The sequence below is a fragment of the Aeribacillus sp. FSL K6-1305 genome, assembly GCF_038050115.1.
Classification (GTDB): Bacteria; Bacillota; Bacilli; order Bacillales; family Aeribacillaceae; genus Aeribacillus; species Aeribacillus composti.
This window is the reverse complement of sequence record NZ_JBBOQV010000002.1, coordinates 1,151,351-1,177,895: the sequence shown is the minus strand read 5'-3', so window position 1 is coordinate 1,177,895 and position 26,545 is coordinate 1,151,351. Positions and strand designations below refer to the sequence as shown.

22 protein-coding genes and 2 pseudogenes are annotated in these 26,545 nt (G+C 39.2%); 12 read left to right on the top strand and 12 right to left on the bottom strand.

The window, feature by feature from the left end; translation table 11 throughout:
- Window positions 1-241 precede the first annotated feature (241 nt).
- The 8 genes and pseudogenes from NST97_RS15580 (at window position 242) to NST97_RS15545 (ending at window position 6,550) form a co-directional block, all read left to right on the top strand.
- The gene (locus tag NST97_RS15580; protein ID WP_339199948.1) at window positions 242-544 is read left to right on the top strand and encodes an ArsR/SmtB family transcription factor; all 303 of its coding nucleotides are present in this window, start codon (window positions 242-244) and stop codon (window positions 542-544) included.
- A gap of 94 nt (window positions 545-638) precedes the next feature.
- Window positions 639-1,802 carry an MFS transporter gene (locus NST97_RS15575; RefSeq protein WP_339198630.1) on the top strand — a complete coding sequence of 388 codons (1,164 nt, stop codon included), beginning with the start codon at window positions 639-641 and terminating at the stop codon, window positions 1,800-1,802.
- 266 nt (window positions 1,803-2,068) lie between these two features.
- Complete coding sequence (locus NST97_RS15570) at window positions 2,069-2,830, top strand: metallophosphoesterase (RefSeq protein ID WP_339198627.1); 762 nt, start codon at window positions 2,069-2,071, stop codon at window positions 2,828-2,830.
- A gap of 254 nt (window positions 2,831-3,084) precedes the next feature.
- A complete protein-coding gene (vanR, locus tag NST97_RS15565) occupies window positions 3,085-3,780 on the top strand; it encodes a vancomycin resistance response regulator transcription factor, VanR-F/VanR-M family (protein WP_212967287.1) in 696 nt (231 codons plus the stop codon).
- A complete protein-coding gene (locus NST97_RS15560; RefSeq protein WP_306068156.1) occupies window positions 3,773-4,909 on the top strand; it encodes a sensor histidine kinase in 1,137 nt (378 codons plus the stop codon). Before vanR ends, NST97_RS15560 begins: the two co-directional genes overlap by 8 nt.
- 89 nt (window positions 4,910-4,998) lie before the next feature.
- The gene (gene vanY, locus NST97_RS15555; protein ID WP_339198620.1) at window positions 4,999-5,868 is read left to right on the top strand and encodes a VanY-A/VanY-F/VanY-M family D-Ala-D-Ala carboxypeptidase; all 870 of its coding nucleotides are present in this window, start codon (window positions 4,999-5,001) and stop codon (window positions 5,866-5,868) included.
- A gap of 22 nt (window positions 5,869-5,890) precedes the next feature.
- Window positions 5,891-6,371 (top strand): annotated as a pseudogene (locus tag NST97_RS15550) (transposase); the annotation flags it as partial.
- Window positions 6,372-6,409: 38 nt separating this feature from the next.
- Window positions 6,410-6,550 (top strand): hypothetical protein, encoded by a 141-nt coding sequence (locus NST97_RS15545; RefSeq protein ID WP_212967284.1) that lies wholly within the window; start codon window positions 6,410-6,412, stop codon window positions 6,548-6,550.
- Here NST97_RS15545 and NST97_RS15540 read toward each other — a convergent pair.
- Window positions 6,538-7,584 carry a xanthine dehydrogenase family protein molybdopterin-binding subunit gene (locus tag NST97_RS15540; RefSeq protein ID WP_339198617.1) on the bottom strand — a complete coding sequence of 349 codons (1,047 nt, stop codon included), beginning with the start codon at window positions 7,582-7,584 and terminating at the stop codon, window positions 6,538-6,540. The two genes, NST97_RS15545 and NST97_RS15540, sit on opposite strands and share 13 nt — an antisense overlap.
- 155 nt (window positions 7,585-7,739) lie before the next feature.
- Window positions 7,740-8,197 (bottom strand): annotated as a pseudogene (locus NST97_RS15535) (XdhC family protein).
- Between the two features lie 653 nt (window positions 8,198-8,850).
- Between NST97_RS15535 and NST97_RS15530 the strand changes: the two are divergent.
- The gene (locus NST97_RS15530) at window positions 8,851-9,753 is read left to right on the top strand and encodes an AEC family transporter (RefSeq protein ID WP_063387889.1); all 903 of its coding nucleotides are present in this window, start codon (window positions 8,851-8,853) and stop codon (window positions 9,751-9,753) included.
- Between the two features lie 55 nt (window positions 9,754-9,808).
- Here the strand turns inward: NST97_RS15530 and pdxR are convergent, their stop codons facing one another.
- Window positions 9,809-11,263 (bottom strand): MocR-like pyridoxine biosynthesis transcription factor PdxR, encoded by a 1,455-nt coding sequence (gene pdxR / locus NST97_RS15525; protein WP_341343425.1) that lies wholly within the window; start codon window positions 11,261-11,263, stop codon window positions 9,809-9,811.
- 125 nt (window positions 11,264-11,388) lie between these two features.
- Here pdxR and NST97_RS15520 point away from each other — a divergent pair, with 125 nt between their 5' ends.
- The gene (locus NST97_RS15520; protein ID WP_327847856.1) at window positions 11,389-12,324 is read left to right on the top strand and encodes a DMT family transporter; all 936 of its coding nucleotides are present in this window, start codon (window positions 11,389-11,391) and stop codon (window positions 12,322-12,324) included.
- Between the two features lie 488 nt (window positions 12,325-12,812).
- On the opposite strand, the gene NST97_RS15515 is transcribed toward NST97_RS15520, so the two are convergent.
- The 9 genes from NST97_RS15515 to NST97_RS15475 form a co-directional block, all read right to left on the bottom strand.
- A complete protein-coding gene (locus NST97_RS15515) occupies window positions 12,813-13,121 on the bottom strand; it encodes a hypothetical protein (RefSeq protein WP_341343424.1) in 309 nt (102 codons plus the stop codon).
- Window positions 13,122-13,364: 243 nt separating this feature from the next.
- A complete protein-coding gene (locus NST97_RS15510) occupies window positions 13,365-13,526 on the bottom strand; it encodes a hypothetical protein (RefSeq protein WP_341343423.1) in 162 nt (53 codons plus the stop codon).
- Complete coding sequence (locus tag NST97_RS15505; RefSeq protein ID WP_341343422.1) at window positions 13,523-14,194, bottom strand: ABC transporter ATP-binding protein; 672 nt, start codon at window positions 14,192-14,194, stop codon at window positions 13,523-13,525. Before NST97_RS15505 ends, NST97_RS15510 begins: the two co-directional genes overlap by 4 nt.
- Window positions 14,195-14,633: 439 nt before the next feature.
- Window positions 14,634-16,397: a hypothetical protein gene (locus NST97_RS15500; RefSeq protein WP_341343421.1), complete on the bottom strand. Its 1,764-nt coding sequence runs from the start codon at window positions 16,395-16,397 to the stop codon at window positions 14,634-14,636.
- 836 nt (window positions 16,398-17,233) lie between these two features.
- Window positions 17,234-18,304: an ABC transporter ATP-binding protein gene (locus tag NST97_RS15495; RefSeq protein WP_341343420.1), complete on the bottom strand. Its 1,071-nt coding sequence runs from the start codon at window positions 18,302-18,304 to the stop codon at window positions 17,234-17,236.
- The gene (locus NST97_RS15490; protein ID WP_341343419.1) at window positions 18,301-20,043 is read right to left on the bottom strand and encodes an ABC transporter permease; all 1,743 of its coding nucleotides are present in this window, start codon (window positions 20,041-20,043) and stop codon (window positions 18,301-18,303) included. The genes NST97_RS15495 and NST97_RS15490 overlap by 4 nt, the downstream gene beginning before the upstream one ends.
- A gap of 17 nt (window positions 20,044-20,060) precedes the next feature.
- A complete protein-coding gene (locus NST97_RS15485) occupies window positions 20,061-21,104 on the bottom strand; it encodes an ABC transporter substrate-binding protein (protein WP_341343418.1) in 1,044 nt (347 codons plus the stop codon).
- A complete protein-coding gene (gene surE / locus NST97_RS15480; RefSeq protein ID WP_066248180.1) occupies window positions 21,097-21,912 on the bottom strand; it encodes a 5'/3'-nucleotidase SurE in 816 nt (271 codons plus the stop codon). Before surE ends, NST97_RS15485 begins: the two co-directional genes overlap by 8 nt.
- Window positions 21,909-22,703 (bottom strand): sugar phosphate isomerase/epimerase family protein, encoded by a 795-nt coding sequence (locus NST97_RS15475; RefSeq protein WP_341343417.1) that lies wholly within the window; start codon window positions 22,701-22,703, stop codon window positions 21,909-21,911. The genes surE and NST97_RS15475 overlap by 4 nt, the downstream gene beginning before the upstream one ends.
- A gap of 794 nt (window positions 22,704-23,497) precedes the next feature.
- Here NST97_RS15475 and NST97_RS15470 point away from each other — a divergent pair.
- Both NST97_RS15470 and NST97_RS15465 read left to right on the top strand, forming a co-directional pair.
- On the top strand, window positions 23,498-24,703 hold the full coding sequence (locus NST97_RS15470; protein ID WP_341343416.1) for a serine hydrolase domain-containing protein: 1,206 nt from the start codon (window positions 23,498-23,500) through the stop codon (window positions 24,701-24,703).
- Window positions 24,704-25,161: 458 nt separating this feature from the next.
- On the top strand, window positions 25,162-26,529 hold the full coding sequence (locus tag NST97_RS15465) for an IS1182 family transposase (RefSeq protein ID WP_341343415.1): 1,368 nt from the start codon (window positions 25,162-25,164) through the stop codon (window positions 26,527-26,529).
- Window positions 26,530-26,545: the final 16 nt, after the last annotated feature.

Sequence of the window (26,545 nt, the reverse complement as noted above, 5' to 3'; positions counted from 1 at the left end):
ATCGTTTCACTGATTTTCATCAAGTGTCAAAATCCTTGATATGAAAGGAATTTGGCACTTTTTCTTTTTCATGGAATGTCAATACATTTCATTTAAACGTAGTCAAAATGTTGTCGTTTCTACAGATTTACATAGCTTGAAAGTTGCTAATGGCGAGTTTAGAAAAGAATGGGCTGAAACATTTAACATTGCTGGATCTAACATACTTGACATATCGAGAAATGTAGATATAATAAATGGTATGGATCTGATTGAAGTGTTCAAGGCGTTGTCTAACGAGTCGAGGCTGCAGATTTTGCAATGGCTGAAGGAGCCTGAGACACATTTTGTGCCCCAAGAAGGAGTGGATATGCGGGAAATCGGGGTGTGTGTCAGTCAGGTGACGGATAAGTTGAATATGACACAGTCGACGGTTTCGCAGTATTTGTCCATTCTGCAGCGGGCCGGACTGATTCAAACCAACCGGATCGGCAAATACACGTACTACAAACGGAATGAAGAGAAAATAAAGGAATTGGCAAATTTCTTGAATCAGAATCTTTGAATAGCGGACTGAATACCTCACACGTATTCAGTATTTATTTGACCCATTAAATCGACATATCGGGATATGTATATATAAAAAGGAGTGGAATGCATTGTCCAGCACGTGGAGAGTTTATTTATTGGCACTGGTTTCATTTTTAGTGGGGACATCCGAGTACATTATTTCCGGTATCCTGGATATGATCTCGGATACCATGAAAATTTCCGTTACTTCAGCAGGGCAGCTCATCACGATTTTTTCTTTTGTGTACGCCATCGGCACCCCGATCCTAATGGCGCTCACGGCCAAGTCGGAACGACAGAAACTGCTGGTGTGGGCACTTGGCGTCTTCGTATTGGGAAATGTGCTTTCCTACGCTTTGCCCGGCTATACATCGTTTCTCGCAGCTCGGGTCATCATGGCGCTGGGCGCGGGAATGACTGTCGTCACCGCTTTGGACATTGCCGCGAAAATTGCCGCCCCTGGCAAACAAGGCAGCGCGATTGCCACTGTAGTGATGGGCTTTACGGCTTCCCTGATTATCGGCGTGCCTCTCGGACGCGTCGTTGCAGCCCAATTCGGGTGGCGAGCTGTTTTCGGTCTGCTGGCACTGGCCGGTCTGGCGGCCATGATCGTTCTGTACGCCAGCATCCCTCGGGTTCAGGGGGATAAACCGATGCCGTTGTCCCGGCAACTTGCCTTCTTGAAAAACGAAAATGTGGCGTTGGGGCTTGCGATCACCTTTTTCTGGCTTGGCGGATACTCAATCGCCTACACCTACATTTCGCCGTATTTGCTGGAGGTTGCCGGGTTGGGAGAAGAGATGCTGAGCGGCGTGCTGCTCGCATTCGGCATCGCCAGCTTGATCGGATCCAAATTCGGTGGTTTCAGCACGGATAAATGGGGGGTATTCCCGACGCTGTCATGGGGGATGCTCCTGCACGTCATCGCGCTGATTCTCCTCTCGCTGACCGCGGCCAACATGCAATCGTGGCTGTCGGTCGTGATCCTCCTGATCTTGTGGTCGTTCGCGGCATGGTCCTCCGGCCCGACGCAGCAAGCCAATCTCGTTAGGATTGAACCGAATTATTCCGGCATCATGCTGAGCCTGAACCAATCCATGATGCAGTTGTCCATGGCTGCGGGCGCCGCAATCGGAGGTGTTGTGGTCGACCGGGTGTCTCTGTCATCCATTACATGGGTCGGGATGGTTGGCGTCGTTATTGCGATCGTGGTCGTGTGGTTGTTGAAGCTGCGATTGAGTGCCGGCCGGTAAGTTGTCGGGGAGTATTCCGATAATTGACACAGGAAGGGCTGTCCGTCCAGGATGGCCTTTTTCGTCGTCGTAACAAAAAGAGAAGGAAAAAATATTTTGTCGGCGTATTATAACAGTAAACCCGGTTCGGGATGAAGGCGGCATACGGCCCGGAAATATCTTGGTACATACGATATTCGTGCTCGGCCGTCTTGACGAAAGGCTAGGGTGGGTATAATTTAACTAGAGAACCTCATCCTAATCCTGTTGGGAGATAAGAAGCCCTCATGTCATACCTTTTACTTGTTATCGTCATTCTGTTATTTTACTGTTTGTTCATTCTCCCGACGCAGTGGCTAAAAATTGAGCGCGTGCGCCATCCGATCGGGTTAAATAAAAAGGTGTTGCAAATTAGCGATTTTCACGTTGAACGGTTAAGAATCAGCCAGGAGAAACTGAGGCACATCATTCAAAGGGAAGATCCCGACTTCATTTTTTTAACCGGTGACTTTACTAAAAAAGCAAAACAGATGCCGCGATTGAAAAAATACTTGGAGGTGTTTCAGGGAAGCGGACGGCCGACGTACGCGGTACTGGGTAACCACGACTATAAGCAGCCTTCCGTGGGAAATTTAGTAAAGCAAATTGAAAGATACGGCATTCAAGTGCTTCGAAACGAATCGGTTCGACTTGACGAGTTCACCTTGATCGGCATTGACGATTTCGTGAGCGGCCACAGTGATGTGGACCAATCGTTTCGGAATGTTGACAGCGATTTACCGAATGTTGTCATCACCCACGATCCGAATGTCGTGTTGACAATCAACCGACGGTTTGATTACTTAATGGCCGGCCACTTTCACGGAAAACAGTTTAACATTCCGTTTCTGTTTAAACTGAAGCCGATGGGTCCGCTTCCGGCGATGGGGATTTACAAAGGCTTGCACCATAATGCGTACGGAACGTACTACATCTCTAAAGGCATCGGGCAAACGGGTTTTAACTTCCGGTTTTTAATCCGAAGCGAAATAACGGTGCATCACGTGTAACGGCGTCTCACCGCATCCCGTGATACATGGGAGGGTGAGCGACCATAAGTTGTGTGGAGAATAGGGCAAGGTCATATCTTTTTTCAACCAAATGTTCACAATTTGGCTGTTAGGATGGATTAAACCCCGTTTGAATATTCTGCACTCTTTGCATAAGCTCTGTCCACAAATACATTCAAAAAACGAAGTTTGAGCAATTCTAAGAAAACAGGAGCATTTTGAAGAAAAACGAAGTATATAGAGGGAGTGGGAAGATGAGAGATATTTCGATATTAATTGCTGAAGATGATGAGGAAATTGCTGATCTTATTGCGTTCCATTTAGAAAAAGAAGGGTACCATGTTGTTAAAGTATCAGATGGACAAGAGGCAGTTCGTGTTGTGGAGAATCAGGCATTTGAGTTGCTGATTTTGGATATTATGATGCCGAAAATGGATGGATATGAGGTAACTCGTCGTATTCGCGAACAATATAATATGCCTATCATTTTTGTAAGTGCCAAAACTTCTGATTTTGATAAAGTACAAGGGCTTGTAATTGGAGCTGATGATTATATAACAAAACCTTTCACCCCTATTGAATTGGTTGCTCGGGTAAATGCTCAGTTACGACGCTTTATAAAGCTGAATCATCCCCAAAATGATAATAATACGAACTTGGAATTTGGTGGACTAGTGATTTCCCTTGATCAACGCACGGTTACTCTATATGGTGAAAACATTGAGCTGACACCAAAGGAGTTTGATATTTTGTATTTACTGGCTAGTCATCCAAAGAAGGTTTACAGTGTAGAAGATATTTTTCAGCAGGTGTGGGGCGAAGCATACTTTGAGGGCGGTAATACCGTTATGGTCCATGTTCGTACAATAAGGAAAAAGCTTAGAGAAAATAAACGAACAAACAAATGGATTAAAACTGTGTGGGGCGTTGGGTATACATTCAATGGCTAAATTCTCAAGAAGTTTTCGTGCAAAAATGATTATAACATTTGGCTTAAGTATGTTTCTCTCGGGTACAATCACGTATATCATTTATAAAGTCCTTCAATTTTTTTATTACACTGTAGTTGATTATGAAAGTCCGTTAGCCCATTTTCGCCAAATCATTAGACAAATTGGGGACATTAACTTTTTTTTACTAATTTTTATCCCACTTTCGATATTGTTCTTCTTTTTACTCACTAGGCGCTATTTGACCTACTTTAATAAGATTTCAAACGGTATTCATCATCTCGCTAATGGCAACTTTAGTCACCGTGTTGAAATTCATTCAAATGACGAATTTAGGGATATTGCGCAAGATATTAATTTGGCTAGTGAAATATTGAAACAGGCCATTGAAAAAGGGGAATTTTCGGAAAGCAGTAAAAATCAGTTAGTCGTAAATTTAGCTCATGATCTGCGTACACCGCTCACTTCCGTATTAGGTTATTTAGATTTAATCCTTAATGATGAGAATTTGACGGAGGAACAAGTCAAACATTTTTTGACAATTGCTTTTACTAAATCTCAACGTTTAGAAAGTCTAATTGATGAATTATTCGAAATAACGAGAATGAACTATGGCATGTTGCCAATTGAACAAAAGTACATTAATTTAAGTGACCTCCTTCATCAATTGAAAGAAGAATTATATCCTGTCTTCACGAAAAATAATTTGACCGCTCGAATGAACTTGCCTCCCTACTTACCTATTATCGGTGACGGAGAGCTTTTAGCACGTGTGTTTGAAAATCTTTTGATGAATGCGACTCGGTATGGTTACGACGGTCAGTTTGTAGACATTAACGGCTTTATTGAGTCGGAGGAAGTTGTTGTACAAGTTGTGAATTATGGTGATCGTATTCCTCCGGAGGACCTCCCGCATCTATTTGATATGCTCTATACTGGAGACAAAGCAAGAACTCAAAACAAAAATAGCGCTGGTCTTGGATTGTTTATTGCGAAGAATATTGTGGAGCAACACAACGGTTCAATTACTGTTGAAAGTAGTGTAACTCAGACAGTTTTTGAAGTCCGTTTACCAAAGGGAAGTCAAACATTAAGAAATAATGGAGATGGAATAAATTCAAATACTTGATTTAAGAAAAATTTAAGATTTACCCCACTCTTTTTTTAAAAAGTTTTAGCTATTCTTTTAAACAAGGAAGAATTAGGAGGAAGCTAAAAATGAAGAAGTGGGGATTTTTAATTTTATTTATAGTGGGCTTGTGTTTTGTTTTCATAATTAATGGCTCTTTTTTTGAACCAAAAGTAGAAGTACGAGAAGATATTCAACAGGAAAATGATAAAGGAGAGGATTTTGATAATATCCAAACAATAAAGATTACAGAAGAACAAATCTATCAAGGTAATCTGCTTTTGGTCAATAGTGAATATCCTGTTCGCCAAGAAGGTATTAAAACAGATGTCGTGAACCTTTTTACACACAATGAATTGGTGAAGGGATATGGATTGTTATATAACAATATTTATTTGTCAGAGGATATAGCACATGAATTTTCGGAAATGATTGCTGCCGCAGAAAAAGAGGGAGTTGATAATTTTTGGATTACTAGTGGCTATCGAACCTTAGATGAGCAAAGGAAACTTTATGAAGAATTGGGCCCTGATGTTGCTTTGCCTGCCGGATATAGCGAACATAATATGGGGTTAGCGCTTGATGTAGGAACTACTCAAACGACGATGGATAAAGCACCTGAAGGAGAATGGATAGAAAAAAATGCTTGGAAATACGGATTCATTTTACGTTATCCAGAGGATAAAACGGACATTACGGGAATTCAATACGAACCTTGGCATATTCGCTATGTTGGTTTACCTCATAGCGTGATTATGAAGGAAAAGAATTTTGTTTTAGAAGAGTATTTGGATTATCTCAAAGAGAAAAAGAAAGTTACTGCTGAATTTGATGGTAAAAAATATACCGTTTCTTATCATTCGTTTTCCGAAAACATGACTATTCATATACCGAAAAATCAAGAGTATAAGATTTCAGGTGACAATATGGATGGAATAATTGTGACTATGTACGACTAAAGGACAGAAAAGGACAAACAAAATGACGGATCTATTATTTCTACCAGACCTTAAAGCAATTGAACCATCGCAGGAAAATGAAACCGATATGATGTTTAAAGTGGAAGCAATAGATCCACCCGAACGTTGTCCAGAATGTGGATTTGACAAACTTTACAAACATGACTCACGAAAGCAACTAATCATGGATTTGCCCACGACAATACCAATTTGAGACTCCTAAATGGCTTGGGATTGATGAAATATATATCATCCGTAAACCTCGTCTTGTATTGACCAACGTAGAGCGTAGAACCATTTTCGATATTAAGACTAATCGTAACAAGGAAACAGTCATTCAACGCCTTACAGAGATAGGAGACAGACTTTACATTGAATACGTCACAATGGATATGTGGAAACCTTATAAAGATGCAGTATATACCGTTCTTCCACAAGCTAAAGTGGTTGTATATAAATTTCACGTTGTCCGTATGGCTAATCAAGCCTTGGATAGCGTTAGGTAGGCTCTGAAAGCCGAAATGAACATGAAGCTGAAATCATGTTTGAGGATGAAACAGAAGATGTAAAAATTAAAGGGGTTAAATTCTATACGATGAATGATGGAAGGAACACAATTAAACAAATCGGTGAAATAGCATTAGGACGAGCGTTTAAAGGTTTAAGTGTTCAAGAATTATAATTAAACGTAGTCAAACACGTAGTCAAAAACATCAAATGCCCCCGCAAATATTGATTTGTTCGTGTTTTGAGACGATTGGGTTCAGGCCCAATATTTCCAATCAGCTTCGCTTGAAGTCCTGTGATGCGAAAATCTTTGTCGAACCCAATTTTCACCGTGCAAGTATAGTCTCTAGAATGAACTCCAGTTAGAATATTCTCTACTCTGTCTTCCGTCCATTTAACCGGCTTGCCAAGCATGCGCGCCATGATACAAGCAATGATTTCTGCATTTGCCTGCAACTTTGTGCCATAACCGCCGCCAACATCCGGGGCAATAACTCGTATATTATGCTCAGGCATTTGCAATGTCTGGGCAATCAGCGTACGTACTTGAGAAGGTGCCTGTGTCGAGCATGTAACTGTCATCTTTTTAGATCCAGGATTATATTCGGCAATACATACACGAGACTCCATCGGAGTTCCGGTGTAGCGGTTATGTGTAATGGTTTCTTCAAGGACATATTCCGAATTGGCAAATGCATCGTCTATATCACCGATAGTGGTTCTCGATTCTAATTGTTTATTATCGCCCCATTCTTCATAAAGAAGCGCCTTTGGCTCCAGTGCATCTTCAATCGTCACAACAGCTGGTAAAACCTCATATTCTACTTCAATAAGATCGACTGCATCTTCAGCAATATATCGGTCTTCGGCAGCAATAACGGCCACTGGCTCACCGACATAGCGAACCTTTTTATAGGCAATCGCATACACTTCTGGTACTTTGTTAAATATATTGATCGTCGGTACAAGTGGTCCTGAATATTGAAGTGCCTCTTCTCCCGTTAGAACAGCTACTACTCCAGGCAGTTTTTTCGCTTTGCTTGCATCAATATTTACAATACGTGCATGAGCATGAGGACTCCGTACAATGGCCAAATGTAACATGCCTGGTTTTTCAATATCATCGGTAAATTGTCCATTACCAGTCAAAAGTCTTATGTCTTCTTTACGCTTCAAACTTACACCTAAACCTTTTTTTACAGTAACCATTTTGTCGCCTCCTCTGTTTTTTTATTTCTTAATTATTTTTTGATTAGGATCATTTGTCCTTGTAATCCTTGCAATCACCTCCTTAAAGAGGGATAACTATTTTGAATATTGGGAATATTAGGAATATTAAAATGATTATTTTATTTATGAGTTGCTCATGATACTAACTGACGGTCTTTTTTCTTACGCAAAAATCCGCCCGCACGCTTGTTTCGAAAAGCAATGATTTCAGCAAGAATACTTAACGCTATTTCCTGAGGAGACTCCGAACCAATATCTAATCCAACGGGATTAAATATGTGATCATATTGGTCAATGTCGTCTATTTGAAGAGCTTTAAATATTTTTTGGCATCTAGAACGCGGACCTAAAATCCCAATATACCTTGCATCCGTATGAAGTATATGTTTCAGAACATTTATATCTCGTTCCAAATGATGGTTCATAATGACCACATACGATTTGGAACTGACTTTTACCTTTTCGGGAATTGAGCTTGCATCTGCTAAAATTCTTTTCGCACCTGAAAACGAGCTTCTGTTAGATAGGCTGATCTTGGATCGACTACGGTTGTATTAAATCCTAATCTAACACTAAACTCTGCTAAAGGAATGGCATCATGACCCGCACCAAAAATGATTAATTCAATCGGAGGAATATTTACATCAAAAAATACATCGACTTTTTCTCCGTTTGATAAGGTGAATGTTTTTGTTTCCGATTTTGGATTTGTACTTTGTAATAGATTTTTCGAAAAATCGCAGACGAATTGATGTAATTCATTATTGTCCAGCGAAGGAGCTACTCTAGATTGAGTATCAATCTCGCTAACTTATTGCCGGAATTGTGTGAACATCACAGAATATGGTGATGAGACAAAAAATAAAGTTGTTTTTCATTTTCCTTACCAATATAACTTTTACATTTTATTCGGCTTTCTTCTGTGAATCTTTAAATTTGTTGCTAATAACTGGGCTTTTGCTTTATTATTTGAAATAGATGTTGCTTATACCAATTTAATACAGTGATCTCAACAATTGGGCTTTCAAATGTTTTGGGTATTTTTAGGAAGAATGGTATTTTATCCTTTTGTGTAAGAAGAATATGGACGGAACAGGCAAGGTGGCAGCCGATTTGAACTTTGCAACTATCTAAAAAAGAATTGGCGTGCTTTCATATTTCAGCTTTAACTTTACGTGATAAAGCATTGGGCATCTGCTCAATGCTCTATTGTTTGTTCATTTTACGCAGAGTGGTGAAAAGGTTATGGAATTTGTACTGATTGTATTGCCGGCTTTTATCATTTTTGCAGTCGGATATGTAGGGCAAAAAACAATTGGCTTTGACATTAAATCTATTTCGGTCATGACGACATACTTAATGTATCCGTTTCTTGTCTTCCGGACATTTTATACAAACAAAATTACACTTGATTATTTTTATATTCTTATATTTTGCTTGCTTTTATGTTTCATATTAATGGTTATCGTAAAAATTGTAAGTAAATTAAAAAAATTGCCGCAATCGATAGAGTCTGCCATGATGTTATCAGCTGTTTTCATGAATAGCGGCAACTATGGGGCCCCAATTATATTGTTTGTTTTTGGTCAAACTGCTTTTGATTATGCAGTCATCATGATGGTTATCCAGTCCTTTTTAATGAATACGATCGGTCTTTACTACGCTGCCATTGGCAGCAAAGAAGACAGCAGCATAAAAAGCGCCCTTATGAAAATAGTGAAAATGCCCGTTTTATACGGTTCAGCTGCCGGCATTTTGCTTCAAATCCTGCATGTTCCGGTGCCTGATTTCATCATGCAGCCTGTCGGTTTGATTGCCGATGCAACGATTCCGACCATTATGGTCATTCTCGGAATGCAGCTCGCCAACATCCAGCTAAAAAGTGTAAAAGCTGGCGACGTCGCTTCCATCTTTATCATTCGCATGATCATATCGCCTATTATTTCAATTGGTATTATTCTTTGTCTTCCGCTTGAAGACTTGCTTGCAAAAATTTTAATCATTCTTGCATCTATGCCTACTGCAGCCAACACGACAATGTTTGCTGTTCAATTTCAAACAGAACCAGATTTAGTTTCATTCAGCACATTAACCACCACGCTGGCCAGCATTGCTACAGTGCCGCTCTTGCTTGCGCTGCTCTCTTAAAAAAGAAACGAGCGAGCAGCATTACATGAACGGCAGCTCAAATGCGTCAAATGTGTCACATCTCTTTTTTATAATTTGCCATCATATTTTGCAAAATGTCCACCAGCTTTTCGATACCGACTTGCAAATCATGCTCGCTCAAATAAGAATAGCTGATGCGAATATAATGTTGTTTCGGTTCATGAAGAAAACAGGCGCTTCCGGGCAAATAAGAAATCTTATTTTTCCGAGCTGCTTCTTGCAATTTTATTGGCTGAATCATGGATGGAAGTTTAATCCAGGCATTCAATCCGCCTTTTGGTTTATAAATCATTACTTCCTCTAAATTTTTGAATGCGTCAAGAACCGTATTTCTTCTTAATTCAAGTGCAATTTTTAGTTTTTCCATATGATTTTTCATCCGCTCCGTTCGCAAAATGGGAAGCAACGCTTTTTGCGGTAAGAGCGGGCTTCCGATATCCATCGTCGTTTTCGTGCCGTACAACCAGTCGAATAAAACCCCATCCACAATGACAGCCGCAATGCGAATGCCAGGCGCAATTGTTTTGCTAAATCCTTTAAGGTAAATGACGTGACCGTTTTTATCAAAGAATTTTATTGGCTTTGGCACCGTAATATTGTCAAATGAAACTTCGCTGAACGAATCGTCTTCTAAAATTAAAAAATGGTACATTTCTGCTAGTTCTACCAATTGCTTGCGGCTCTTTTCCGGCATGCATGTTCCAGTAGGATTTTGAAAGGTTGGGTTTACATATAATAGTTTTGGTTGATGCACCTGCAATTTATCCTCCAATTCATCCACTTTCAGTCCCTCTTCATCAACTCCAATCGATACGACTTGAAATCCTTTATTGACAAACACATCAATGGCCGCACCATAACAAGGGCTTTCAACCATCACAACATCCCCTGGACTTAACAAAGTTTGCGCCACTAAGTCAATTCCTTGCTGTGCACCGCTTGTAATGATCATTTTGTCGTGTTTAACAGATAAGTGATGGAAGTTAAATAAGTAATTGGCAATTTCATACCTTAATTCTTCATCTCCTTCAATAGGACCATATGTCGACAACACAAGGGGATGCTGCTCCAATATTTTTTTCATTTCTTGAACAAGGAAGTGAGATGGAAGCAGCCTTGGATAAAAGACTGCTTGGGAAAAGTCATAAATCTCTTTTTCACGATAGGCGAGATATTGTGATCTTGTTCCATTCATCTTCATCTGATGCTGCCAGCCGAAAGATTCAGAGTGCTTTTCATATGATTTTTTCTTTCCCGCTGCAACAAAAACACCTTTACCTTGCTGAATCTGTATATATCCTTTCAATTCCAGCAGTTTGTAGGCTTTTTGCACCGTCAGAAAGCTTACATTAAGTTCATTTGCTAACGATCTTAAAGAAGGAAGCCTTTCACCGTGAAGAAGCATGCCCGATTGAATCCGTTCTTCGATTTGCCTGCTGATTTGTTCATAATATGGGGTGCTTAATTTTTTATTAATCGATAATTGCATTGTCTCCCCTCCCATTACATAGAAGACAAAAGATAAAAGCGCATAACTGTTATACAGTGCATTGTACTGTTATATACCGTTGTCGTTATAATATCAAAAAACTTAACAAAAAGGAGTTATTCGTCGTGGTTATTTTGAATTACTGTTTTATATGCTTAATTTTTGGAACAACTTTTTTAGCTATCAAAATCGGAATTGAAGCAGGGGCACCGCCGTTTTTTTCAGCGGGAATGCGATTTTTTGCCGCTGGGGTGATTATGATGGCCGTCTTTAAAATGCGGAACTATCGATTGAAAACCGTTTTATTTTCCTCTTCGCTCGTGTTTAACGGTTTTTGCTTAACTTTTATCACTTTTGCTTCATTATATTGGGCTGAGCAATTCATCCCGTCCGGACTAGCTGCTGTATTATCTGCAACAGGCCCGATGATGGTGCTGCTCCATCAGGCAAGAGAGAATAAACAACCGATCAAAAAAGAACAATTAGCAGGGATGGCGGCTGCTTTAATAGGCGTCTTTCTGATCTCTTCACCGGGGTTCTCTTTGTCTGTCTCCGGCATGTGGGTTTTGGCTTGCTTTATGATCATATTAAGCGAGTGGTTTTATGGACTTGGGACAGTTCGGGCAAAAATGTTTACAAGCAAACATCCGGATATCTCGCCGTTTCTTTCAAATGCCGTACAAATGTTTTACGGCGGCATTTTCTTATTGGCTGTATCCTTTTTAACGGGCGAACAAGGCAAATGGCTGCTGCTGGCAAGCTATGAAACGGTGTTATCACTGCTCTATTTAATCATCATCGGCTCCATCGTCGGCCACGGGCTGTATTATTGGCTTGTTTCAAAAACAAATCCGGTTTTTCCGTCAACTTGGCTTTACATTTCGCCTCTTGTCGCCCTAATCGCCGGCTACATATTATTAAATGAAATCATGAAACCCATTACGCTGATCGGCGCCTTCTTGATTTTATTTGGTGTATTTTTAACTAATCGATCAACTTTTTATGAGTATTGGAAAAAGGGAGCGCTGTTTCACAGGACCGCTTCAAAAAATTTTGATTGAAAACTCTGGAATATTTTAAAAAAAGCCGTTAAATCCCTGCGACAATAATTTTCAGTTTGCCATTTTATCCATAGCGATTTAAAAAAATGAGGCCAGCTTGCCTCTCTCATTCAGAGGACAAGCTGGCCGGATTCTTTTGCACAGCTCTCGGCTCTCTTAATATGTTTTAAATTTCCCCATTACTTGATTTTTTTCAGATCGGCCACGTAAGAACGACGACTTATCTATGTGTACAGTGGGCTATTTTCAACAATAAAAAAGCTTGCAGAGAAAAAATACTTCTTTTTCCGCAAGCTGATAGGAAAGGAGAGTTCTTTTTAACCCTCTTCAATCCATTAATTTTTTCTAAAAAAGTCAATAAACGCGTTGAAAATTTCAAATCCTTGATAAGACCATAAAGAGAGAGCTGTAATTGAAAAAAATGCTGTCAATAACATACGCAACCAAATCATGGTACTCATCCTTTGAATGATTTGTTTATGCTTCATTCAAGCAGGTGAGACCACATAATTCGATTCGTAAAAGACGGGATTCAGCAAAAACCGCCTTTTGACAGATTGCACAAAGCAATAGCAGAAATAAGTGGTGCTTAACGCTATAAAAATGTAACTGGCAATATCAAACCAAGAGTCTTTTCCTATATCTGGTCCATCAATCGGAGCAAAATTTTCTGCCAAATGATCGATGGCGCTAATTTCGTGTACAGCATTTATAGTTTGACTGGAACGATCACTGGAAATGTATAAACAGGTAATACTTATAAAAATAAAAATTGTCAGGGCAACGATTTTTTTCATGTATTCACGCCCCTTTAACATCTTTTCTTCATTATATACTTGGTTTTAATATTTTAAAACAAAAATGTTTTTCTGTCTTCCCCTCTGTTTGATTATTTAACGAACAATTTCTTTTCCTCGATGCTGCCATCTGCTTTAGTTCTGTAAGATTTCACTGTTGAATCCGGGAGGCAATCCGCAGTGCCTTCAAAAAACTTCACCTGTTTCTGTACAAATTTCCGAAATGCTGTCTGTCGGCAGGTTTTATTTTTTGAGACTTATTAAACGAATCAGTGAGGAGACCAAAAAAGCAGCAGCAACGGCTAGAAGAATTTTTCCGACAAGCAATGCTGTTATTTTCAGCACGAATACTGCCAAAATCACGACTAAACTGATTGCGATCATAATGAGAGAATAAGTTTTCATATGAGGTTCATCTCCTTTAGCTGTCTGTTTTCAAGCAGAAAAAATCGGCTGCCTAATTCGGCATAAATATATCGCTGGTGACTTGTAAATAAAATGCATTGTTCCTTGAACGCTTCTTTCAGCATCATGATTGACTGCTTTTGTGAGGCCTCGTCTAATGAAGTAAAAGGTTCATCCAAAATAATCAACTCAGGTGATCTTGCTAACATACTAATAAGGAATAGTTTATATTTCATGCCTAGAGAGTAATGTTTGACCGGCTTTTGCAAAGCATGTGTCAGATCAAACTGTTCACAAAGCTCTTGGAATCTTTCTTCATATGCAGCTCTTTTTTCTTTTTTGATCCTCCAAAGTGAAAGAATAAGCTCCTTATTTTCAAATCCAGTTAATGCATCATAAACAAGAGGTTTATCAGGAATATAGGCCATTGCTTCTTTAAAACGATCTGTTCCAGGCTTATACTGTCCATTTAATAAAATGCCGCCTGAATCCGGTTGGATTAATCCTGCTATTAGCTTTAGCAAAGTTGATTTGCCGCTGCCATTTTTTCCGATGATACATGCTCGGTCTCCTGCCTGTAATTGAAAAGAAACATTTTCCAGCAATGCTCCTTTTTCTGCAGTTTGTTCATACTGAAAAGACAGTTGTGAAACTTGAAGCTTAACCATATAGAAATCCTCCAATAATCAACAAACAGCTAATAATCCAATAAAGCGTGACAATACGCCACAGCTCCTATTCTGCTTCCTTTTAGCGTAAGAAACTATTCCGTAATAAAGCAGAAATATCAGATAAAGGGATAAGTACTTTTGACTGAAAAAATAAATAGTCCCGGTATTTCAAGCACTGTGTGAGAAAAAGGTAAGTCCTACATGACAGCGGTCATATAAGTCGTGATTTCCCTATGAGAATCGTTGTAAAACAAAGTGACTGCGGTCATCTTCCATCAAGTCAACGAACCAATTCCAAACATTGATAGCTCTCTAACATAAAAATAACTGCAAAAGAAAAATTGTTTCCTAGTTGTAAATTTGGAATGCACTCATTGCGAGTATATAGCAGCGAGTTCAAAAACAAGAAATAAATCAGTCCCAGCGAGGCAATCACTTATTCAGTAATAGAAAGGATTTTAACTTTTTCAACATGGTCAATTCCTTTTTTCATTGTGTTCTTACAAACAATTAGGCAAATGGCTGAAACTATCATAAAATATAGAACAGATATGTAGTTGACAACACCTGCCGCTTCCCTCAATACACCAATAAATAGTGATGCGAGCAAGTAATAAATAAAAGGCATGACGAGAAAGTTCCTCATAAAAGCTTGGCCGTTATTTACTATGCTTTCCTCTTCTTCTGTTGTTCCAATCTCGTATTCATGAATAAAATGAAACTTGGTGATAAATGGAAACAAGTATAATTGAATAAATGGAAAAACGAAAAAAGAGATAGTTATTCCAATAAAAGGAATGATCATCCTGAGATCAGCTATTTGGAAATACGTAAGAATCATTATATTCCCGATCGTCAAAAAGAAAGATGGAATTAAATATAGGCAATAAAACAATTTCAATTTTGCCCAAAAGAATTCAGTTAACGAAGAAAATGATAGTTGATACATCCATATGTTTCTTTTTTCGGTGCTAAAAGAAAAGAAAGAAGGAGTCAACATTCTCATTTCCATTGCTTGGTTAGCCAAAACCATCAAGTTCAATGTAAATAATAGCTGTATTTGGAGAGCCGTGTTCCCTGTCGCTGACATACATGCAGTAAAGAAACCTATATAAAAAAAAGCTTCGTAAGATAAGACCATATAATTAAAAAATTCTTTTGAGAGCAGCCATCTTTTTTCACGTATGATTTGTAGATCTTTATAAATCAGTGCATTCTTCGGCAAAAAAATAGAACGTACCCAATGCAGCAGCTGTAGATAGAAGTGAAAAAAGTCACGAAATCTCTTAATCTCTCCATGATCTTCAGTTGGAATCATTTTAACAGGCAAGGAAAGTACGCCAACTAGAAGGAAAATCAGAGGCCCTAACATCCATGGAGTGCCAATAAAATGTTCAATCTGCAAATATAAAGAGCCGTCTGAAAATAAACTCTTTTGAAAGGAGTTTATTTTATTCCCATATAGATTGATCAGCTGCTGAGATAGATTGACCCAAGCTGCATCTTCAGCTGCAGCCAAAAAGGATGGAAAATTATCCTTAAATGTTTTGAAAATAGGGACTAGAAGACCTGACACAAGAACGCGCCCCAGCATAAAAAAAGCAGTTGAGACAGAGGCGAAAAATACAAAACGGACCCACCCTATTTTTTTTACTACAATGTTATGAATATAGGCACCTGCAAGTTTATTGCTCGTCATAAACAACAGAGCGCCCAGCAGCAAAATATTCAACTGCTTCATCCAGAATAAAGCATCTAATGATTCCGCAATTCGTGATTGAAATAAAATATAAACAAAAAATAGGCTGGAATTTGTAAAAATGCTCCATACCAGCTCTAAAGCAATAAATGTGATATGTATTGATTTGAACGAGACTGGAGCAGCCTGAATAAGATCCATAAACGGTGGAATATGAGTTCTTCGATAAGCTCCGGCTCCCTTAAAAATTGAATAAAGAAGAAAAAAGACAATGAAACCACTCTCCCATTGCTGGCGATATTGCTGGGAGTATAGCCATTTGTACAAAACGGATACGATGACGAAGGCAAGCAAAATATCAAGAATAAAAGAAAACATCATATACTGTTTTGAACTAAGTTTTCTTAAAAAGGGCGCTTTTTTAATAATGAATTCGATGACAGCAGAATATTGCTGTTCCATTCGAATCGATAGCATAAGTGATAATAGCTTTATTAACATTCTCTCACCTGTATTTCAAAGTATGAAAATTCTTCATCGAAAAATAGTTTGACTTTCAAGCGATAATCACTTTTCTTGATTTCCTTCTTTAGATATTAACGAATTGCTTCTTAACCTGCTGCAGCGCTCAATGAACGTCCGTCTGAACCAACTGCTGTTGGAATAGAAACGAGTGCAGTAATAGCTCCGCCAGCTTCAACAACGTTTAAGACAACCGCCGCTACACTTTCACGATCTGCAGCTGGAAACGCTGAAGAGAGTGAGCACAGTGCAAACGTTAAAAAGCCGACTGCTAAAGCACACTAAAAGAAAAGACAGCTTGTTTTATTTCTTTTAGCCATTAACAGTAAATTACTTACTAAAATACTTTTTATTACCACCTAAGTTTAAGATATATTCAGACCACTATCAATACATCTTTGTAAATTTTATTCACAAAACTTTCACTCAAGTTTTTAAATTTTTTTCAACACTCTAACCCACAGATCAGGCAAGTATGAACTTCTATCCTGCTTGGCTTGTTAGGGATCTGGCTTCATTAGTTGACTCTTGATCTTTTTGTCTGACATTTTCTTCACTGTTTAAAAAATAAAAAGCAGATAGACTGACAAGCAGAAATAAACCGCACAACGATAACACTACTACTTACTTTTTTGACTTCATGTCTTTACCCTATTCCATTTTTTGATCTATTCTAAATATATAAAATTTTAAATCTATAAAAAATGACAAAAAAGCACCCATCTCATTTGAGAGGGTACTTTCAAGCAGATTAGATCAAACTCAATCACCATCAAGAGAAATCAAATTTACACAGAACCTTTGAATCTTTTATGTTATACAAGAACTGCTTCTTTTTTTATTACAGTATTTTGAAGAACGAGATTGACCGGATCTCCAACTTGAAAGCGGGAAGTATGTTGAATCAATTCATGTACCGTCCATTCTTCTTCACCTACTTGTACGATGTAATACATTTCTTTTCCTTGATATTGAACAAATTTTACCACCCCATGCGAAGAACCTTCTTTTGCTTTAGACAGCGCCCATTGATCCGGACGGACAGGATATAGACCCTTTTTTTTCAAATTAATAGATACTCCTATATCCGGCCATTTTTCATTAGGAAATGGCTTCGGAATAAACATTTTTTCCTCCCATTTACCTTGAATTAAATTGCATTTGCCTACAAAAGTTGCAACAAATTCTGTCTCCGGCCTTGTAAAAATCATTTCCGGCCGGTCAATTTGTTCAATTTTCCCACGATTCATTACGACAATTCGATCTGCCATCGCAAATGCTTCGCTTTGATCATGGGTAACATATACAATGGAAGCATTTGTGTGACGATGAATGTGTTGAATCTCCTTTCTCATTTCCATTCGAAGTTCAGCATCTAAAGCACTGAGAGGCTCATCCATTAATAAAAGACCTGGTTCTGGCGCAATTGCACGTGCTAAAGACACCCGCTGTTTTTGTCCGCCGGAAAGTTCATGAGGATATCGTTGGGCTAGCGACTCTAACCCAACCATTCGTAAAACATTTTTCACTCTCTCCTCCCGCTGCTCCTTATCAGCCTTTGGAGCAAACGAATGATGCATTAAAGGAAATTGAACATGCTCATATACTGTCATATGCGGCCATAAGGCAAACGATTGAAAAACCATCCCTATGTTCCTTTTTTCCGGCGGGAGGACGGCTTCCGCTGAAGCAACAACAGTATCATTTATCGTAATGGTTCCGCTTGTCGGTTTCATAAAACCGGCCAGTAATTTTAATAATGTAGTCTTTCCACAACCAGAAGGTCCCAAAATGGCGATAAATTCTCCATCCTTGATTGTTAAATCAATGGAATGCAAAGCTGTGACAGCCCCATATGATTTTGAAATCCCATCAAGCCGAATCATTTTGTTTTCAACACCTTTCGTCTCCAAACTTTTTCAAGACTGATAAACAAAAAACTGCCGAACAAAATTCCTAAAACAATTAAACTTGAAAATGCTGTGGAATAAGTGGTATATCCAGCCTGTTCGTAGTTGAAAATAACAACTCCCACCGTTTCGGCTCCTGTAGACCATAGAAGGCTGGAAACTGTCAGTTCGGTCAAAGAGGTTAAAAAGACCAACAAGGCTCCGCCAATGATACCCGGCAAAAGAAGCGGCATGAGAATTCGCCGCCATTTGACCAAAGGTTTAGCCCCTGACGTACGAGCAGCTTCTTCAATGGAAGGCTCTACCTGTGTCAGCGCCGTGTAGCTTCCCCTAACCTGTAAAATGATAAATCTTGTAATGTAGGCAATAATTAAAATCCAAATGGAGCCGTAGATACCCGGGTTCCATCCTGGCAACGGCTGCATCCATGAAAAGATCATACTGAGAGCAAAGACAGTCCCCGGCAGTGCGTAAGGTATCGTTACAAACAGCTCTACTAACTTGGTCCATCTATTTGGTGATTTATAGCGAAGATACGCAATGGCCGTTCCGACAATCAATGAGACAATTGTCGTTAAGATCGCAAGCTTCATACTGTTGCTGATCGCTGACATTGTTTTTGGATCAGAAAATAGAATGTATCGATAGTTTTCCAGTGATAAATTTTCTAATTGAAAAGGGAGCCCGTAAGCTTTTATTAATGATGTCGTACCCATTGAAACGAACGGAACGAAACTCGTGAACAACAAAAGTGCCCAAACGGCTATTTCGATCAAACGCTTCCACGTCAACGACAAATGAATGCGAGGTTCTTTATCCCGTTTGACCGTTTCAATTACACGGCTTCGCCTTAAAAGAAGCCATTGAATAGACAGTCCGATTAAAGCAATTGCTCCCAACAAAATCGATAGAACGGCCGCTCTTGCAAAGGCAGCCGGTCCAAATCCGACGACTTCTTCGTAAATATACGTACTTAGCACACGAATGTTTGCCGGGATACCTAAAAAAGCAGGGATCCCAAAGTTATCAAGATTTGATAAAAAAGCGAGCATCCCGCCGCTACAAATCCCGGGCAATGCTAGCGGAAGGATGACCTTACGAATAATAGTTCCTCTTTTAGCACCGCATGTTTGTCCCGCTTGCTCAAGCTCCAGAGGAATTTTTCTAAACACTTCCACCGTTAGTAAATATACAAGCGGATAATGAGACAAACCTAAAATAAAAATGATTCCACCTATGCTATACAAGTTTGGCAGCTTCCAATCTCCCGGAAGCATATGAAGAACAGTTGCAATTGGTCCATTGCCGCTAAAAAACTGAACCCATGCAAGTGTTGTAATGTATGAAGGAATAATAAACGGAAGAAAGATAAACAGCTGCATCCATTTTTTCCCGCTAATGTTTAAATAGGCGATAACCCATGCCATCGCAATCCCTAAAATAAGTGAAACCAAAGTAGAACCGATGACGATATAAAGCGTATTTTTCACAGTGATCCATGTTTGTTCTTCTTTCAGCACTTCTGAGTAATTCGAAAATGAGACGGCACCCTCTTCTGTTAAACTTAATAAGATAAGGCGAAAAACGGGAACTATAAAAAATAAAATAATCAGTAAAAACCCGAAACCCATCCACAAGTTTTTCAATGGGAAGAAACGAGAAAACGAGGACGTGCTCCTCGTCATCCCTTTTGTTTGCTCTTTACCAGGAAACATCGTCCTCTCTCCTTTAATTATTGTTGACCAAATATTTCACCAAATTTTGCTTTATCTTCTTCACGAGATTGATAAAGCTCAGATATGTCTGCATTCAGTACGTTCAACTCATCAATCGTTTTTAATCCCTCTGGAGCATTAACGTCTTGGCGAATCGGTGTATATCCAAGTTCAGCTGCTAATTTTTGTCCTTCTTCTGATAAAACGAAATCTACGAAAGCTTTAGCTGCTTCTTCATTTTTTGTATCCTTCATAATACCGATCGGTTCAGTAATGACAGGAACGCCTTCTTTCGGATAGATGAATTCTACAGGTGAACCTTCTTTTTTGGCACGCGCAGCGAGATAATCAACAACGATTCCGTATGGCTTTTCCCCTGAAGCAACCGATTTTAACACACCGCCATTCCCTTTCGTAACAGCCATTCCGTTTTCTTTTAAACGCTTGAAGAACTCCCATCCTAAATCGTTTTGTCTTGTAAACACTCCAAGATTGTATGCAGCTGCTCCTGAATAAAACGGGCTTGGCATAATCGCTTTTCCTTTTGCGTCGCTTTCCGTCAATAAATTCCAGCTATCAGGTATGTTTTGCACACTATTTGTGTTCACTGCAAGAACAGTTGCCATCACTTTTGTGCCTGTGTACATGCCGTCGCTGTCAATAAACTGACCCGGAATTTGTTCTGCTTCTTTTGATTTGTAAGAAAGTAAAAGATCGTCATTTTTTAAACTTTCAAACGTTACAGCGTCTGCAACAAGCAAAACATCTGCTTGAATGTTTCCAGCTTCTTTTTCAGCTTGTAATTTTGCAATCACTTCTTCCGTTCCTGACCGGAAAGTATTGACTTTTACATCAGGATATTTTTCATTAAAAGCTGTCACTAATCTTTGAGCATCTTCATCAGGCTGTGAAGTATAGAAATTAAGTTCCCCTGAGACTTCCTTCTTTTGTTCTGACTGCGTTTCTACATCATTGCTTGATGAGGCATTATTGCTGCTGCCACAGGCAGCTAATACAAAAAGTAATGTGAATATAGTGAAAGCGGACAACCATTTACGCATTGGAATGTTCCTCCTTACCCTCTTTTAAGAAATTTAAAGAGCATTTTCGAAACCAGCGTTCAATCTGTTCCATTTTCCGTTTGTGATGAACGGGAAACTCCACAGGTGAAACGGTAATATAACCTTCCTTTAGCTTTAAATAATCACTGTTTTCGTTGAGGTTTACTAATTGGTTTAATTCATCCTTTAACCAAAAATATACTTGACCGTGCGGATCGTTTAGCCCTACGTATCGATAACGGGAAACTGTCAAATCTAAAGGAACTACCTCAACACCTTTACAAAGATAAATCGGAATATTCGGTAAATTGATGTTTAAAAAAACTCCTTTAGGAATTCGGTTTTGTAAAATAATTTCAACCGCTTTATACAAAAGCTGTTTTGTTTTTAAATAATTTACCTTCGCTTCATCAAATTCGTTCAACGATACTGATACGGCTGGAACGTTGTAAAGAGAAGCCTCAACCGCACCTGCCAATGTACCAGAGTAATATAAATCCCTTCCTAAATTCGGACCAAGATTAATACCTGAAAACAAAATATCAGGCGGAGTCTTTAACAGTACTTCCATCCCAAGTTTGACGCAATCGGCCGGAGTACCGTTTACGGCCCATGCCCCTTTCGTTCCAGAGAATATTTCCACAGGTTTCACTTTTAATGGTGTTCTGAGAGTAATGGAATGGCCGACTGCGCTTCGTTCTTGGTCGGGACAAACGACATAAACTTCACCAAAATGCTGAAGAACTTCTACAAGTGCTTCGACTCCTGGCGCAAAAATTCCGTCATCGTTTGTAACTAAAATTCTCAACGGACGACCTCCTTCAATCGATTTCCGTTCCGTTTTGCATACAGTACATTTTTCTTTAACACCATCAAATCTTTTGAAGCATCAAACCCTTCAATAATTACTGGAATATTCTCGATAGTTAAAAATTTGTTTAATATTTCTTCTCCGATATCACCGTCACCTAACGGTAAATGAAGAATTTCTTTTGTTGCATCACTAATATGAATTTTGTTTACCTCCGGCATTTCATTCCAGATAGAAAAAATGTCTGCGTGTAATGGAATGTGGGCGACATCAAATGTCGTTTGAATTTGCGAGAAAAAAGGTACAATCATTTTTTTTACGGCGGCTGGTTTAATAATAAACTCTTTCGCCTTCCATTCCATCATTTCTAACGATAACGTGAGTCCTTCTTGTCTAGCTTTTCGATCAAGTTCTTCCATTGATTCGAACAAAAGCTCTTCATGGATAGAAACGTCTGAATCCGCAAGAGTCAGCTTTCCTGGATGAAATGTAATATTATCAGCCCCAATTTGTGAAGCCAGCTCAATAGATCGAATAATTTCATGAACGGACTGCTTGCGAATGCCATTATTTAGAGAGCTTAAGTTTAAATCCCAGCTTGCTGCGTGCATCGTCAGCTGCATGTTTGTTTCTTCTTTGACCTGCCGGATTCGTTTAGGCATGCTTTCATATTTCCACACATGCTCTGCCCAAACCTCAACACCGACAAATTTTAACTCCTTTGCCAGCCTAATCACTTCCTCAACCGGAAATGCCCATGCAAGTGTAGAAGCAAAGCGTATATTCATCGAACTGATTTCCTCCTTTCTTATTTTTTAATGAAATGGAGAGATTCATTTTTACATTGCCGATTAGAGAAAGATTTCGTGAGTTAAGTCCATGAAAATCACTTCCTCCTGAATCAACAATTGATTCTGACAAGCAATTGGAATATGTATATCCACTTCCTTTTCATCTATCTTAAGTTTAGAAAAGATTTGTTAAGGAACACTTAAAGGCGGTTTGAACTTTTGTAAACATTCTGTAAATGAAAAAATAAAAATAAGAAATGAAAAAGCGGCTTCAAATCGCAATTATGCATCATTCCCAACTTAGAATGTAAATTGTTTGTAAATTTTTTACGATTTATTCATATTCTTTGCTAAATACACTCTTTTTTGTTTAGATATCACATGTGTTATCATATTATATAAATCATTGCGGACGTGATATTTTCCGAGTTTACTAGCAGTTTCCCACACAGATGAAAAAATTCAGTTTATTTTTCCAAATGAGATTGATCCCGGAAATAATCGCAAAATATTTTATATGCCCCTTTTGAGGACGCTAAAGGACATTTCGTTCAATGCGAAAATCCTTGCCGACAGTGGAATCTAAAAATTCTCTGCCTTTTCGGTTGTAGTACTTGAACTTAGCCTTCAATGCTGAATTCGCTGCTGATACAGCTTCAAAAAAGACAATGAAAAAGCGCTCAACACAATAAAATTTGACAGGCTCTGTTTGAGCGTGATATAGTTTGTTTTGAAAATACAGAAAATTTTTTAAATAATTAAAATTGTAAGCGCTTAAAGAGGGTAAAGATATGACAAGACAAGCAGTAAAGGATGCTCTCAAGGAAACTCTTGACAAGGTGTTGGATACCGCTGTAGGCAGGGCTGGAGGAGCCCCTGGTGTAGTTGCAATGGTAACTGACCGGGAGGGAAACATCTATGAGGGGGCAGCCGGTGTACGCGATCTTGGAAAGAAAACACCGATGACCACCGATACAGTGTTCGCTCTTTTTTCGACCACGAAGGCCATCACCGGTACGGCATTGATGAAATTGGTCGAGGAAGGAAAAGTCAGTCTCGACGATCCGGTCAAGAAGTATGTACCTGAGATTGCCGAGATTCCAGTTCTCGAAGGGTTTGACAAAGACGGGCAGCCAAAACTAAGGGAAGCAAAAACCGACGTTACGATCAACATGTTGATGCTTCACACTGCCGGCTTCGGCTACGAGTTCTTCAGTCATGAAGATCGAAAATACCGTGAAGCAAAGGGAGTACCTTCCATTCTCACTAGTACATTTGACTCTGTAAAGAGCGTGCTTCTATTCGAGCCAGGTGAACGCTGGAACTATGGCGTCAACATCGACTGGGTTGGTAAAGTTGTTGAAGCCGTATCCGGTAAACGACTGGGCGAAGTGATGGCAGAGCGTATTTTTGCCCCACTCGGCATGTCCGACATCGGTTTCACGTTATCACCGTCGATGATGGAACGCCGCGCAACCATCCACAGCCGCAGTCAGGATGGTCAACTCACACCAAAACCTGAGCTTATTCTCCCGCAATCTCCAGAAATGGATATGGGAGGACATGGTTTGTATGCGAGCATTGGCGAATACACGAAGTTTATCCGAATGATTCTGAATGACGGTGCGGGTGTACTCAAACCAGAAACAGTCGCGCAAATGTCTCAAAACGGACTTGGGGAATTGAAGAGCGGCGGATGGATTTCGTCCGATCCAACGCTGGCTAATGACGGAGAGTTCTACCCCGGCGTACAAAAGTCGTGGTCTTATACATTCCAGGTAAACGATGAACCTACCCCTACAGGTCGTCCAGCAGGCCAATTGATGTGGTCGGGATTGGCTAACCTGTTTTACTGGATTGATCACAAAAACGGGATTGGCGGATATTGGGCTACGCAAATATTTCCGTTCCAAGATGTGGGTTCATACTTAGGCTTCCTCGAATTCGAGTCAGCAGTCTATAGTACGTTGAAACGGTTCGGTCAGATTACGACTTGATCTAGGGAATGGAGACTATACAGATGACTCCCCCGCTTACTCCGTATAATGTCACAAAGTGCGGATGGATGATCATATAAAGTATTTTCTTTCTAACATACACTTCAGCGGCGGACGCCATAGCTTAAGAGTTTGTTAGAAATATATTCGATAGCGCTTTCTTTAAGAATCCTTTATTGTACTGCATTTATCAATATCAATCATTGACTATCGGAGATTTTCCGGGCCAATCTTTTTGCCTATCCAGCAAACTGAAACAAATTTTTAAGGGGCTTTCTAATAAGTCGATTTTCCGGCTTATAGACGCCCCTTTAATGTTTTAGAAAGGGGCTGTCCGAAAAGTCGATTGAATCGACCTTGGGCTCAGCCCTTTTTTCTGTTTTTAGGGTACAAAAAAATCGTCCTTTTTTATAGAATGAAATTGACCAAAAAACATTCTACAGAAAGGACGATTTCTTATGAATAATCAAATGACTATTCAAGAAAATTATAACACGCAATTAGAAATGACTCTAGAGGGTATTCAAAAAATAGAGGTTCAAAAGAATAAGAAACGCAAAAAACTAGTTTTCCAACCTTATTGCAATCGTCAAGTCATGAGCATTTTAGATATCGAAATGTATATTCCTGAAAATCATGTCGCCCGTTTAGTGGATGAAATGGTGGAATCGATTCCGGATGAAGTGTTGTATACTCATTATGTTGGTGGGGGTCGTGCACCCTATCACCCTAAAATGTTATTGAAAGTGATTTTATATGCGTACACTCAAAATGTTTATTCAAGTCGGAAAATAGCGCAAATGGTGAAAGAAAATCTTCCGATGATGTGGTTGGCGGGATTGCAAACCCCTGACCATCGCACAATAAATGATTTTCGTAGTGTTCGTATGTCAAACATGATGGATTCTGTATTTGAACAATTTGTCCTTCAACTAGTAGAACAAGGACTTATCGACCTCGACCATATTTTTGTGGATGGTACGAAAATAGAAGCGAATGCCAACAAATATACGTTTGTATGGCGAAAATCCGTAGAAAAATATGATCAGAAACTACGAGCCAAAATTCAATCGTTTCTACAAGAAGCGCACCAAATCGCCTTGGAGGAATTAAAAGAAGAACAATTAGAAGAAGAATTAGAAAAATCATCGGCACAACTTTCTGAGAGAATAGAAGCTTTGGAAAAAGATTATAAACAGGAAGAAGACAAAGAAAGAAAAAAAGAACTTCGCTCTAAAAAATCCCAACTCACCAAACAACTGAAAACGATTCAAACGGATTATCTTCCACGATTACGAAAATACAAAGTACAAAAACAGATTCTAGGTGAACGAAATAGCTACTCGAAAACCGACCATGAGGCCACTTTTATGCGAATGAAAGAGGACCATATGAAAAACGGCCAACTCAAGGCGGGTTATAATGTTCAACTCGCCACACAACATCAATTTATCGTGGGATTTGAAATTTATCAAAATCCAGGAGATACTCGCTGTTTCCAACCATTTATGGAAAAGTTATTGGAATCGATGCCGAAGGAAAAGAAACTCAAGTATGTCATTGCCGATGCAGGATATGCGAGTGAAGAAAACTATTTATATGCGATTGGCGAAGAAAAAGAACCTCGTTTTGAATTATTAGCCCCATACCAAACCTATTTGAAGGAACAAAGTAAAAAGTTTAAAAAGGATTTATCAAAAGTACAAAACTGGAAATACATCGAAGAAGACGATTGCTTTATCTCAAGTTTGACACCATTTCACTACATGTGGATAACTAAAGGTGATTATACCAATAGTTATCCACTTTTTTTATCGAAAATATAATCATTATGTAGTGTTA